Source organism: Bosea sp. BIWAKO-01 (assembly GCF_001748145.1).
Classification (GTDB): Bacteria; Pseudomonadota; Alphaproteobacteria; order Rhizobiales; family Beijerinckiaceae; genus Allobosea.
Genome location: NZ_BCQA01000001.1, coordinates 2764085 through 2776515 on the forward strand (window position 1 = coordinate 2764085; position 12431 = coordinate 2776515).

Genomic DNA, 12431 nt, shown 5'->3' on the forward strand with positions numbered 1-12431 from the left:
GCGTGACCAAGAGGTGACCGCCGGCGTTCGTCGATCTCTCAGGCTGGCTTCTCGTCTGCGAGCACGATTGCCGTCGTCAGGTCGGCGACATGCGGCATCGAGGCAATCTCGTCACGCACGGAGTTCAATGCCCGGGTCGTCTCCGCCTCGATCTCGGCGATGACGTCGATCTCGCCGCCGATCGAGTAGCACCGCCTGACCGCCGGGAGCACGGCAATCCGATCGACCGTGTCGCGCGCCGGTGTCTTGGTGAGGCGGATGATCAGGAAGGCGCGGAATGCGTCGGCACCCGAACGGCCCTCCATGACGGTTGCCGTGTAGCCGCGGATGGTGCCGTCGGTCTCCATCTTGGCGATGCGCTCGCGCACGGAGCTGCGGGCGAGCCCGACGCTTCCGGCAATCGTCTTGATCGGCAGCCGCGCATTGTCCTGGAGCAGCCGCAGAATCTTCGCGTTCGTCTCGTCCATCGCCATCAAGGGCTCGCAGATATCCGTGTGGCGGCCATAGCAGGTCGCTACCGCCACAATGGCGGCAAAACCGCCGATTGGAGCAGCGCGGCCGCCACCGCATCAATGTCAGATTGATGGCAGAGCGACAATTCGGAAAGCCTGCGATGACCTTCGTCAACCACCCACGCCCGACTTTCTCCCTCGACGAAGCGGCCGAGGTCCTGCGGGAGCGCTTCGGCCTTGTCGGCCGCCTTGATGGGTTGCCCAGCGAACGCGACCAGAATTTCGACGTATGCGCGGCCGATGGCCAGCGGTTCATCCTCAAGATCGTCAATGCGGCCGAGCCGCCCACCGCGATCGAGTTCCAGACCGCACTGCTCCGGCACGTCGAAATCAACGATCCAACCTTGCCGACACCGCGTGTCGTGCCGACGCGCGATGGGCTGGAGTTCGGCTTTTTGACGGGTCGCGGCGGCGAGCGTCACTGCGTCCGTCTCGTTACCTATCTCCCTGGCACGCCGCTCGCCGAAGTTGCCAAGACTCCGGAAACGCTGCGCGACATCGGGCGCGTCCTCGGGCAGCTCGACCGAGTGCTCGGCAGCTTCGGTCATCCCGGTGCGCATGTCGCCTTCGATTGGGAGATCCGCGAGACGCCGCGGGCGCGCCAGCGGTTGTCATATGTGGCCGATGCGGCGCAGAGGCGCTGCCTGGAGCAGGTGCTCGACACCTATGATTCCCGGGTCGCGCCGACGCTCCGGCGCCTGCGCCATGGGGTCATTCACAACGACGCCAATGACTGGAACCTGTTGGTCGCCGATCCCGAGAACGGCGCGATCGCGGGCCTCATCGATTTTGGTGACGCGGCCCATTCGCCGCTCATCGCCGAGCTTGCCGTTGCCTGCACCTACGCAATGCTCGACGAGAAGAGCCCGATCGAAACAGCCGCCATGATTGCCGCAGGCTATCACGCGGAGCTGCCGCTGCAGGATGCCGAGTTCGACATCCTGCTCGATCTAATCGCTGCGCGGTTGGCGGTCAGCGTGTCGATCTCGGCGACGCGCCATGCCGAAGCGCTCGAGAATCCCTATCTCCTCGTCAGCGAAAGGCCGGCCTGGAACCTCCTGGAGCGGCTCGGCAAAGTCGATCGCCGTATTGCCACGGCGATCCTGCGTAACGCCTGTGGCCTCGAGTCGACGCCCGGGGCCGGGCGCCTGCGGAGCTGGTTGGCGGCAAACCGCAAGACGCTGGCGCCGCTCATGCACCCGCATCCGGCGCGCCAGCAGAAGCACGTGGTCGATCTCGGTAACCCCGAGGCGCCACTGGCACGGGCGAGCGCGGCGCAGGATCATGCTGCGGCCGACCGGGCCTATGCCGATCTGCAGAGGGAACACGGCTTTACGCTCGGCCTCGGACCGCATGGCGAACTGCGCACCGTCTATACGGCGCCCTTCTTCGACTCGACCCTGATCGACGGCGCGCGCCGCAATATCCATCTCGGCCTCGATATCTTCGCGCCTGCGGGTACGCCGCTCTTCACCCCGCTGCCGGCAAAGGTGGTGGCGGCCACGATCAATCCTGCGCCGCAAGATTATGGCGGGCTCCTGCTGCTCGAGCATGAGCCGGAGCCTGGCCTGCGCTTCCGGAGCCTCTGGGGTCACCTGGACCATGCGTCGGTTCGCGAGCGCCGCGTCGGCGAAGAACTGCCGGCCGGCGCTTGGGTGGCGCGGCTTGGTGACTACGCAGAGAATGGCGGCTGGGCACCGCATCTTCATCTGCAGCTCGTCGCCTCGGATTATGATGACGTCAGCGTCATTCCGGGCGTCGGCGAGTCGGCCTTTCCTGGCGTCTGGAACGACCTCTTTCCTGCGCCCTATGATTTCGCGGGCCTGCCGCCGGAGACGTTCGACAGGACCGGGCAGGAGAAGGATGCCCTGCAGGCGGCGCGCAAGAAGCGGCTGGGCCCAAATCTGTCGCTGTCCTATCGCAGGCCGCTCAAGATGGTTCGCGGCGAAGATGTCTGGCTGATCGACGAGAGCGGCCGAGCCCATCTCGATTGCTACAACAACGTCGCCCATATCGGGCATTGCCACCCGCGCGTGGTGGATGCGATCACGCGGCAGGCCCAGCGCCTCAACACCAACACGCGCTATCTCCACGACAACATCATCGACTACACGGAGCGCCTGGCGAAGACGCTGCCGGGCGAGCTTGATACGTTCTTCGTGGTGTGCACAGGGAGCGAGGCAAACGAACTCGCGCTGCGCGCGGCCCGGGCCCATACGCGGCGACGCGACATGATCGTGCTGGACTGGGCCTATCACGGCCACACACAGGGTCTGATCGACATCAGCCCCTACAAGTTCAAGCGCAAGGGAGGCAGCGGGCGGCCGGAGCAGACGCATGTGCTGCCTGTCGCGGATCCCTATCGCGCACCGGCGGAGTGGCCGGAGGGCGAGATCGGCAAGCGCTACGGCGAGCATGCCTGCGAGATCATCGACCGGCTGGTGAAGGACGGGCATGCGCCCGCCGCCTTCATCGCCGAAACGATCCCAAGCGTCGCGGGGCAGGTCTTCCTGCCGCCGGGATATCTTGGTGCGATCTACGACGCCGTTCGTCGCGCCGGTGGCCTGTGCATCGCGGATGAGGTGCAGGTGGGCTTCGGCCGCGTGGGCCAATCGATGTGGGCCTTCGAGGAGCACGGCGTCGTGCCGGACATCGTCACCATGGGCAAGCCGATCGGCAACGGCCATCCCCTTGCCGTTGTCGCGATGCGCCGCGAGATCGCGGAGCGCTTCGCCAATGGCATGGAGTATTTCAACACGTTCGGCGGCAATCCCGTGTCTTGCGCGGCGGGGCTTGCCGTCCTCGAGGTGCTCGAAGACGAGCGTCTTCTGCCGAACGCCGTGGAGCAGGGAGACTATCTCCTCGCCGGCATGCGCAAGCTGATGGACCGCTATTCGGTCATTGGCGACGTGCGCGGGCGTGGCATGTTCCTCGGCCTTGAACTCGTGCGGGACCGCGCAACCAAGGAGCATGCCGGGGAACCCGCTTCGGCCATTGTCAATCGGGCCAGGGAGCTCGGCGTGCTGATGGGGACCGACGGCCCCTTCGACAACGTCATCAAGCTGCGCCCTCCCATGACTTTCCGGCGCGAGCATGCCGACATCCTGCTCGAGACCCTCGACGAGGCGATGCGCGACACGCTGGGCTGAAGCCACTGGTCGACGCACTCAGCAAGCGACGCGCGTCGCTTGCTGAAACAAGCCCGGCGGTGGGCAACCTCCGCCGGGGCAATCTTGGGGACGCCTGCGCAACCCGGCTGCGATGGCGAACGCGAATTCCCGCGCGAGACGCAGAAGACGGTGTATCGGCGCCGTGGCAAAGAGGTGCTCGAGCGGTCCAGGATCTATCGAATTAGACAATGCTTCTAATTTGGACTTTTTTGTCTTCGCTCTCTGTGCTAGACAGCTCGAACCCGCGTTTGGACGAGCGTCATGAAGATCGAAGAATTCACCCTGGAGCGGATCCAGTCGCTTTACGAGAACACCGTCGAGTTCAATCTCTCGGATAGCGGCGTTCATCCCTACAGCCTGAACGGGCTGCTCGACGAGGGCCAGCGCAATGCTTTGCTCGATGTCGAACTGGGCTATGGCTGGACTAACGGGGCTGTCGAGTTGCGCGAAGCGGTGGCGCGGCTCTATCGCGGCCGGACATCAGACGAGGTCATCGTCACCAATGGCTCGGCCGAGGCCAATTTCCTGATGGTGATGTCGCTGCTCGAGCCGGGCGACGAGATCGTCGTCTTCGTCCCGAATTACCTGCAGATCTGGGGCTGGGCCCGGGCGATCGGGGTCACGGTGAAGGAGGTTCCGCTGCGCGAGGAGCTCGGCTGGACCCCGGATCTCGACGATGTCCGCAAGGCCGTTTCGCCACGCACAAAGCTGATGACGATCTGCCACCCGAACAACCCGACGGGCAGCCTGCTTTCGCGCGAGACGATGGACGGGCTCGTCGCGATCGCCCGCCAGAACGGCACCTATCTGCATGCCGACGAGGTCTACAAGGGTGCCGAGCTCGAGGGTAACGAGCCGCCCAGCTTCGCCGATCTCTACGAGAAGGCGATCATCACCAGCGGCCTGTCGAAGGCGATGGCCTTGCCGGGCCTGCGCATCGGCTGGCTGGTCGGCCCCACCGCCGATATCTACGCCGCCTGGCAGCGCAAGGACTATACCTCGATCACCACGAGCGCGATCAGCGAGTATGTCGCCCGCATCGTCGTCGAACCGGCCAAGCGCGCCGAGATCCTCCAGCGCAGCAAGACCATCCTGAGACAGAACCTGGCGCTCCTGACGAGCTGGGTCGAGCGCAACAGCGAGTTCTTCTCCTTCGTTCCGCCCAAGGCCGGCGGCATGGCCTTCGTGAAATATGCGCATTCGATGAACTCGACGGAACTCGTGCATCGGCTGCGCGAAGAACGGGGCATCATGCTCCTGCCCGGAGACGTCTACGGTCTCGACGGCTATATCCGTATCGGAATCGGGGCACCGGGCGACCACCTGGAGGCCGGTCTCGAACGCCTGAGCGACTATCTGAAGTCGCAGCCGCGCTAGACCGGGGCTGCCAAGGACCTGGATCATGCCGACCGAACTCATGGCCTATGCGCCGATTTGCGACGCCGTCGCCCTGCTGTTCCGTCCCTATGCCGAGGTCGTGCTGCACGATCTCGGCTCGCAGACCGTGGTCCATATTGCCGGCAACTTCTCGCAGCGGGTCCTGGGCGAGCCATCGCTCCTGAACGAGATCGGTTTCGACGAGGCCGAGACGACGATCGGTCCCTATGAGAAGATCAACTGGGACGGCCGCCGGATCAAATCGATCAGCGTCGTCCTCACCGCCAATGGCGCGGCGATCGGCGTGCTCTGCATCAATGTCGACGTCTCGCATTTCCACGCCGTGATGCAGACGCTCGGCGCGCTCGTCGCCGTGCCCGCCGGAGCCGACAAGCCGCCTGTCCTGTTCAAGGAGGATTGGCATGAGCGCATTAACGAATATGTCCAGCAATGGACGCAGGAGCGCGGCCTGATCGTGACCGCGCTGAGCCGCGAGCAGAAGCGGCAACTGGTGGCCGATCTTGCCGCGAGCGGCGCCTTTGGCGGGCGCAATGCCGCGGCCTATATCTCGCGGGTCCTCGGGCTCGCGCGCGCCACCGTCTACAACTACCTGAACCAGGCGAATGGACCGTCCGATGCTTGATCTGGCACGGGCCCAGATCGAAGCCGCCATTGATCTCGACCGCGCCATCATGGCGCTGGAGGAGGGGTTCAAGGCTGCCTCGGCCGGACGGGTGCAGATGCCGCCCGTCGGCTATCTCGGCTTTCCCGCGCATCACGGCGACTGCCACATCAAATTCGGACATATCACCGGGGATCCGATCTTCGTGGTCAAGATCGCGACCGGTTTCTACGACAATCCGAGGCGCGGCCTGCCGACCAGCAGTGGCATGATGATCGCTCTCTCGGCCGAGACCGGCGCAGTCGTGGCGATCCTGCGTGACGAGGGTTGGCTGACCGATCTGCGCACCGCGCTCGCCGGTGCCATCGCGACCAGGGCCGGAGCCCGCAATGACGCGCGCCGGATCGGCATTGTCGGTGCCGGCACGCAGGCCCGCTTCCAGATCCGCGCTGCGGCCCATCTCATGCGCGAACGGACGCCGGAATTCGCGATCTGGGCCCGCTCTGCGGAGCGCGCCGAGCTGGTGCAGGCGGAACTGCTGGGCGAAGGCATAGCTGTTACCGTCGCGACCTCGCCCGAGGCTCTCTGTGCCGAGGCGGATGCCATCATCACCACGACGCCGGCCACGAGCCCCCTGCTCAAGGCAGCGTGGATCAGCCCCGGCACGCATATCACGGCCATGGGGGCGGATGCGCCAGGCAAGCAGGAACTCGAGAGCAGTCTGGTCGCGGCCGCCGATATCAGGATTGCCGATTCCCTCGATCAATGCCTCGACCACGGCGAATTCGCTGCCGCGTCCCGCGACGGATTGATCGAGCGCGGAGCTTGCGTCGAACTTGGCGCGGTCCTTGCCGGACACGCAATCGGGCGCAACGACGCCCGCGACATCACGATTGCCGATCTGACCGGGCTTGCCGTTCAGGACATCGCGATCGCGCGAGTCGTTCTCGAAGGTCTCGACGCCTCACCGAGGCCGGGGGGCTGAGCGCCGCTGCGGGCGACCAAGATCAGGTGCTTCGCCATATAAAGCCGGCTAGTTACCAGCTGCGCTAGATAGCGCCCTAGTCCGATTTTGCACGGCGCGCCAGCATCTTGAAGATGGCGGAGGAGGCTGCAACCATCCGTTCGAAATGATCGATCTCGATGTTTTCGTTCGGCGCGTGCAGTTGTGCACCGTGATGGGTGAGACCGATCCCGAACACGTCGGTGCCGAGATGGTCGATGAAGGGATGGGCGGTGCCGGATGCCGGGGAACTCGGCTGCACGATCGCGGGGCGGCCGAATTCAGCTTCGAGAATCTCCGCGCAGGCGGCGACGAACCAGTGACCGGCGTCGCTGCGCACCGGCCGGACGATGGCGTCGTGAACGATGACCTCGATATCCGCCATGCCGATGCGCGCGAGATGGTCTCGCACGAGCTCGACAACGCGCGTCGGGGTCTGATCGGGCACGAGCCGGAAATCGAGCTTGGCGAAGGCCTCCGCGGGCAGCACCGTCTTGGCTCCTTCGCCCTGATATCCGCCGCCAATGCCGTTGACATTGAGACAAGGCGAGAAATTCATCGCAGAGAAGAAATTCTGGCCGTCGATGCCGTTCAGCGTACACTCCCCGCCCGTCGCAGCGCTGACGCTGGCAAGCGAGAAGGGTGGCGACAGTGCTGCAGTACGCTCGGCAACGGACGGCGCCCGCACATCGTCATAGAAGCCATCGATCGTGATCCGCCCCGCGGCGTCGCGCATCGAAGCGACGGCGGCGCAGATGCGCCAGAGCGCGTTGTCATAGACCGCTCCGTAGCTCGAATGCAGGTCGCCCTTCGCGGTGCGGCAGCGCAGCTCGATCGCGGTGATGCCCTTGAAGCCGCACAGGATGACAGGCCGGCCGGAGGCATCGATCTCGCCGAACTCCCACCAGCACAGATCGGCACGCTCGCCGGCGAAGCGCTTCGCCAGGAAGCCATCGAGCGAGGGGCTGCCGATCTCCTCCTCGCCATCAACGATCCAGATCAACCGGAACGGAAGCGGCCCGTCATGCAGCGCCCGGAAGCGGCGCCAGCCGGCGAGACGGCTGGCGAATTCGCCCTTGTCGTCGGCAGCGCCGCGGCCATAGAGGCGGCCATCGCGCTCCGTCAGGGTGTAGGGCGGGCTCAGCCAGAGCGCCGCGTCACCCTCCGGCTGCACGTCGGAGTGATTGTAGATCACGACGGTCAGTGGTCCCTCGCCAGCCGTGCCGACGACGAAGGGGCCGACCGAGCCGGGGTGGATCTCGGTGACGAAGCCAGCGTCGTCGAGAAGATCCCGGACGAGGGTCGCCACCTCGTTCAGGCAACGGCCCTCGGCGCTGACCGAGGGAATGGCGACGAGACGGGCCAGATCGTCCCGTCCACGGCTGAGCGCGTCATCCACCGCATTCACCCCGCGTGATGAACCAGAAACCGGTCGAGGCGCTTCAGCCCCTCGGCGAGCGTTTCGGTCGGCACACCGATGCCGATCCGGATGTGCTGTTCGATCCCGAACCAGCTGCCGGCGACGACGAAGACGCTCTCCTCCTCACGAAGCAGGCGGGAGAATTCCTCGGACGGCAGGTTGAGCGGATAGCGCAGGAAGGCCATGCCGCCCGCCTCCGGCCGCTTCCACGACCAGCCGGGATGACGCGACATCCAGTCGCCGACGAGATTGGCATTGGTCCGCAGCAGGTCGCGCCCGCGCGACAGGAGACGGCTGCGCGTATCGGGCTTCATGACCGCTGCCGCAAGGATCTGGCTCAGGATGCCGCTGCCGATCGTCGTATAGTCCTGACGTTCCGCGGCGCCGGCAACGACGTCGACTGGTGCGACGATCCAGCCGAGGCGCAGACCCGGGCAGGCGAAGGACTTCGACAGGCTGCTCGTCACCACCAGTCGCGGATAGGTGCCCCAGAGCGTCCGGGTTTCCGGCCCGTCGATCTCGCCTCCACGATAGATCTCGTCCACCAGCAGCCAGGCACCGCTCTGCCTTGCCGCGGCGACAAGCGCGTCGCGGCTTTCCTGCGTCAGCACGCTGCCGGTCGGGTTGGCCGGGTTGGTGACGGCGATGACCTTGGCTCCCGCCGCGGCCGCATCGAGGCTGGCGGGGTCGATCTGCCAGCCATTGTCGCCACTGAGTTCAAGGCGCCGGACGTCGAAGCCGAGTGCGCGGCCAAGACCATCCACCTGCATGAAATTGGGGACGGCAAAGACGATGCGTTCGCCGGGTTCGACGAGCGTCATCAGCGCGATCATCGTCGCCTCGGAGGAGCCATTGGTGACGAGGACGTTGGACGGCCCGGCTCCCGGATACCATGAGGCAATATTCGCCCTCAGATCAGGCCGGCCATCGGTCCAGCCATAGCCCAACGGCATTTTGAGCAGGTCCTGCATCTCGCTTGGCGGGAGGATGTCCTCGATCGCCCAGGGATGAACGCCGCTCTCGGTGAGATTGATCTCAACCTCGTTCTCGAAGAGCGTCTGATTGCGCTCCATCTGGAAGATATCGAATTTCAAGCCTCATTCCTTCCATCGAACGGAAAGGCTGCAGGCTCCCTGCGGAACGGCAGCGCTTCCCTTCAGTTTCGCGCAGATGCCGGGCGTCACAGCCAGCGCGCGTTTGCCCGTGCGATCGCCTCGCGCACGACCTCCGGCGAGGTTCCGCCATAGCTGCGGCGGCTGTTCACCGAATGCTCCGGCGCAAGCACCGAGTAGACCTTCTCGGTGATGCGCGGATCGACGTCCCGCATGCTCTCGATATCAAGCGCGCTCAAGGTGCAGCCCTTGGCCTCGGCCCTGGCGACGACCTTGGCGGTGATGTGATGGGCGTCGCGGAAGGGGATTCCGCCCTCGCGCACGAGCCAGTCGGCGAGGTCCGTCGCGGTCGGAAAGCCGCGTTCCAGGAAGCTGCGCATCTGGTCCGGGCGGACGGTCAGGTCGCGTATCATGCCGGTCGTCGCCTCGACGCAGAGCTGGACTGTCTCCAATGCGTCGAACATCGGCTCCTTGTCTTCCTGCATGTCCTTCATGAATGTCATGGGTAGACCCTTGACGGTCATGAGCAGCGCATTCAGCGAGCCGACGACACGCCCGGTTTTGCCACGCACGAGTTCGGCCGCATCGGGATTGCGCTTCTGCGGCATGATCGAGGAGCCGGTCGTGAAGGCGTCCGACAGGGCGATGAACCGGAAGCCGTCGCTGCACCACAAGGTGATCTCCTCGGCGATGCGCGAGAGATGCACGGCCAGCATCGAGCAGCAGAACAGCAGCTCGACGATGTGATCGCGCGAAGCGACCGAATCCATCGAGTTCTCGGTCGGGGCGGAGAAGCCGAGCTGCTCGGCCGTGAAATGCCGGTCGATGGGGAAAGCGGTCCCGGCCAGGGCGGCGGCTCCCAGCGGGCAGATATTGGTGCGCTCGCGAGCACCTGCCAGCCGCTGCCGGTCGCGGCCGAACATCTCGACATAAGCCATGAGATGGTGGCCGAAGGTAACGGGCTGCGCGACCTGCATATGAGTGAAGCCCGGCATCAGTGTCTCGACATGCTCGCCGGCACGTTCGATCAGGGCGCGCTGCAGTTCCTGCACGACCGCATCGAGCCCGTCGATCGCATCGCGCATCCACAGGCGGACGTCGGTGACGGCCTGGTCGTTGCGGCTGCGGGCGGTATGAAGTCGACCCGCCGGCTCGCCGACGATCTCCTTCAGCCGCGCCTCGACATTCATGTGAATGTCCTCGAGATCGACGCTGAAGGTAAAGCGGCTCTCCTCGATCTCCTTGAGGATCTGGTCGAGCCCTGCCTGGATTGCCTCGTTGTCCGCCTCGCCGATGATGCCCTGCCGCGCCAGCATCCGGGCATGGACCTTTGAGGCGGCGATGTCCTGCCGGTAGAGGCGATAGTCGAAGCCGATCGACGGATTGATCTTCTTCATGATCTCCGCCGGCGCCGTCGTGAAGCGGCCGCCCCACATCTTGTTGGCGCCACTCTTCTGCTCCGACATCTCTTCAGCTTCCTGTTGTTCCGAACGTGGCGGCCTGAGCCCCACACAGACAGGGCAAGGCTCAGGCGGGGGATAGGCGAAAGGGGCGGCAGGCGCCGCCCCTTTGCGTGTCACCTATTGGGTGTCACTTGGCGCTGTTGATCTTGATCTCGCTCATACCGTTCCGGGCGAGACCGTATTTGTCCAGGATCTTGGCATAGGTGCCGTTCTTCACCAGCCTGTCGAGCGCATCCTTGATGGCATCGCGCAGTGCCGGCTTCGTCTTCAGCACCGGCAGACCGGTGATCTCCTCGGTCAAGGGTTCGCCGAGCAGGACATAGGTGTTCGGCTCCATTGCCTGGAAATAGGGCAGGGTCTCGTTGCCCTGCACGGAGGCGTCGATGCGCTGGGTCTTGAGCTGGTTGCGCGCGTCGACCGAGCCTTCGGTACCGACCACAGTGATCGCAGGCGCCCCCTTGGACTCGCAGTTTGCGGTGCTCCATTCGGCGATGCGCTGCGGGTTGTTGGTGCTGCGGCTGGCGCCGACCTTCTTGCCGCAGAGATCGGCCGGGGTCTTGATCTTGGCTGCCTGCTGGGCGCCCGTGTAAAACTGGGTGCCGGAGCGCATATAGTCGACGAAGTCGACGATCTCGCGCCGCGGAACGGTGTCGCTCATTCCGGCGAGAGCGGTGTCGACCCGCTCGGTCTGGAGCGAGGGCAGCATCTGGGCGAAGGCGATTTCCTGCCACTCGACCTTGACGCCGAGCTCTGCGGCAATGGCCTCGCCGAGGTCGATGTCGAAGCCAGTCAGCTTGCTCGTAGCGGGATCCTTGTAGGTGATCGGCGGATAGTTAGGCATCGTCGCGATGACGAGCTTGCCGGCCTGCTTGACCTTCGTGAGCGAGTCGTCGGCATGGGCGACCGAGCAGGCGAGCAGCGCTGCCAACCCGGCGCCAAGGGCGATCGATCTCTTCATGGGGCTTTGCTCCTGCTCGGTCACTTCAGGACCGCTTTGATAAAGTTCTGTGTCCGGGGGTGCTGCGGATCGACGAGGATGGCGCCGGGGGCACCTCGTTCGACGATGGCGCCCTGATCCATGAAGACGACATGGTCGGCGACCTCGCGGGCGAAGGCGAGTTCATGCGTCACCACGATCATGGTCATTCCGGAGCGCGCCAGATCGCGCATGACGTTCAGGACTTCGCCAACCAGTTCGGGGTCGAGCGCCGATGTCGGTTCGTCGAAGAGCAGCAGCTTCGGCCGGATCGCCAGCGCGCGGGCGATCGCGACGCGCTGCTGTTGGCCGCCGGAGAGTTCGCTGGGATAGTTGAAGCGCTTATCGGCGAGACCGACCCTTTCAAGCAGCATCACTGCTTCCTTCTCGACCTCGCGCCGCGGCCTGCCCTGCACCTTGATCGGCCCGAGCATCACGTTTTGCAGTGCCGTCAGATGCGCGAACAGGTTGAAGCGCTGGAAGACCATGCCGGTCATCAGCCTTTGCCGGGCGATCTCCTTGTCGGCGAGCTCCAGCAGGTGCTGTTTGGCGCGGTGATAGCCGATGAGCTCGCCGTCGATGACGATCGCGCCGGAATCGGGGCGCTCGAGCTGGTTGATGCAGCGCAGGAACGTGCTCTTGCCTGAGCCCGAGGGGCCGATGATGCAGGTCACCTCGCCGCGCGAGACCGCAAGCGAGACGTCCTTCAGCGCTGCGAATGTTCCGAAGACCTTGTTGACGCCGGCGGCGCGGACCATCTCGTTCATGATGGCCAC

At 65.0% G+C, this 12431-nt stretch carries 10 protein-coding genes; 4 read left to right on the top strand and 6 right to left on the bottom strand.

Going from position 1 to position 12431, the window contains the following annotated elements; all coding sequences use genetic code 11:
• Positions 1-38: 38 nt before the first annotated feature.
• Positions 39-473 carry an Lrp/AsnC family transcriptional regulator gene (locus BIWAKO_RS12845; protein WP_069882427.1) on the bottom strand — a complete coding sequence of 145 codons (435 nt, stop codon included), beginning with the start codon at positions 471-473 and terminating at the stop codon, positions 39-41.
• Positions 474-613: 140 nt separating this feature from the next.
• On the opposite strand from BIWAKO_RS12845, the gene BIWAKO_RS12850 reads away from it, so the two are divergent.
• The 4 genes from BIWAKO_RS12850 (at position 614) to BIWAKO_RS12865 (ending at position 6666) form a co-directional block, all read left to right on the top strand.
• Positions 614-3661 carry an aminotransferase class III-fold pyridoxal phosphate-dependent enzyme gene (locus tag BIWAKO_RS12850; protein WP_069879007.1) on the top strand — a complete coding sequence of 1016 codons (3048 nt, stop codon included), beginning with the start codon at positions 614-616 and terminating at the stop codon, positions 3659-3661.
• Positions 3662-3943: 282 nt separating this feature from the next.
• Positions 3944-5059 (top strand): aminotransferase class I/II-fold pyridoxal phosphate-dependent enzyme, encoded by a 1116-nt coding sequence (locus BIWAKO_RS12855; protein ID WP_069879008.1) that lies wholly within the window; start codon positions 3944-3946, stop codon positions 5057-5059.
• A gap of 25 nt (positions 5060-5084) precedes the next feature.
• Positions 5085-5702, top strand: coding sequence for a helix-turn-helix transcriptional regulator (locus tag BIWAKO_RS12860; protein ID WP_069879009.1), 618 nt, complete (start codon positions 5085-5087; stop codon positions 5700-5702).
• Positions 5695-6666: a Rossmann-fold NAD(P)-binding domain-containing protein gene (locus tag BIWAKO_RS12865; RefSeq protein WP_069879010.1), complete on the top strand. Its 972-nt coding sequence runs from the start codon at positions 5695-5697 to the stop codon at positions 6664-6666. Before BIWAKO_RS12860 ends, BIWAKO_RS12865 begins: the two co-directional genes overlap by 8 nt.
• Before the next feature lie 76 nt (positions 6667-6742).
• Here BIWAKO_RS12865 and BIWAKO_RS12870 read toward each other — a convergent pair whose 3' ends face one another.
• From BIWAKO_RS12870 to BIWAKO_RS12890, 5 genes are all read right to left on the bottom strand, one after another.
• A complete protein-coding gene (locus tag BIWAKO_RS12870; RefSeq protein WP_141740058.1) occupies positions 6743-8083 on the bottom strand; it encodes a M20/M25/M40 family metallo-hydrolase in 1341 nt (446 codons plus the stop codon).
• A 5-nt stretch (positions 8084-8088) separates the two neighbouring features.
• Positions 8089-9198: an aminotransferase class I/II-fold pyridoxal phosphate-dependent enzyme gene (locus BIWAKO_RS12875; RefSeq protein ID WP_069879012.1), complete on the bottom strand. Its 1110-nt coding sequence runs from the start codon at positions 9196-9198 to the stop codon at positions 8089-8091.
• An 86-nt stretch (positions 9199-9284) separates the two neighbouring features.
• Positions 9285-10682, bottom strand: a complete 1398-nt coding sequence (gene argH, locus BIWAKO_RS12880) for an argininosuccinate lyase (protein WP_244523434.1) — start codon at positions 10680-10682, stop codon at positions 9285-9287.
• A gap of 124 nt (positions 10683-10806) precedes the next feature.
• Entirely contained in the window at positions 10807-11637 is an 831-nt protein-coding gene (locus tag BIWAKO_RS12885) for an ABC transporter substrate-binding protein (protein ID WP_069882429.1), read from the bottom strand.
• A 20-nt stretch (positions 11638-11657) separates the two neighbouring features.
• Positions 11658-12422: an amino acid ABC transporter ATP-binding protein gene (locus BIWAKO_RS12890; RefSeq protein WP_069882430.1), complete on the bottom strand. Its 765-nt coding sequence runs from the start codon at positions 12420-12422 to the stop codon at positions 11658-11660.
• Positions 12423-12431: the final 9 nt, after the last annotated feature.

Coding starts and splice junctions, on each gene's coding strand:
- BIWAKO_RS12845 (WP_069882427.1), bottom strand. CDS start 473: ATGGCGATGGACGAGACGAACGCGAAGATTCTGCGGCTGCTCCAGGAC.
- BIWAKO_RS12850 (WP_069879007.1), top strand. CDS start 614: ATGACCTTCGTCAACCACCCACGCCCGACTTTCTCCCTCGACGAAGCG.
- BIWAKO_RS12855 (WP_069879008.1), top strand. CDS start 3,944: ATGAAGATCGAAGAATTCACCCTGGAGCGGATCCAGTCGCTTTACGAG.
- BIWAKO_RS12860 (WP_069879009.1), top strand. CDS start 5,085: ATGCCGACCGAACTCATGGCCTATGCGCCGATTTGCGACGCCGTCGCC.
- BIWAKO_RS12865 (WP_069879010.1), top strand. CDS start 5,695: ATGCTTGATCTGGCACGGGCCCAGATCGAAGCCGCCATTGATCTCGAC.
- argH (WP_244523434.1), bottom strand. CDS start 10,682: ATGTCGGAGCAGAAGAGTGGCGCCAACAAGATGTGGGGCGGCCGCTTC.
- BIWAKO_RS12885 (WP_069882429.1), bottom strand. CDS start 11,637: ATGAAGAGATCGATCGCCCTTGGCGCCGGGTTGGCAGCGCTGCTCGCC.
- BIWAKO_RS12890 (WP_069882430.1), bottom strand. CDS start 12,422: ATGAACGAGATGGTCCGCGCCGCCGGCGTCAACAAGGTCTTCGGAACA.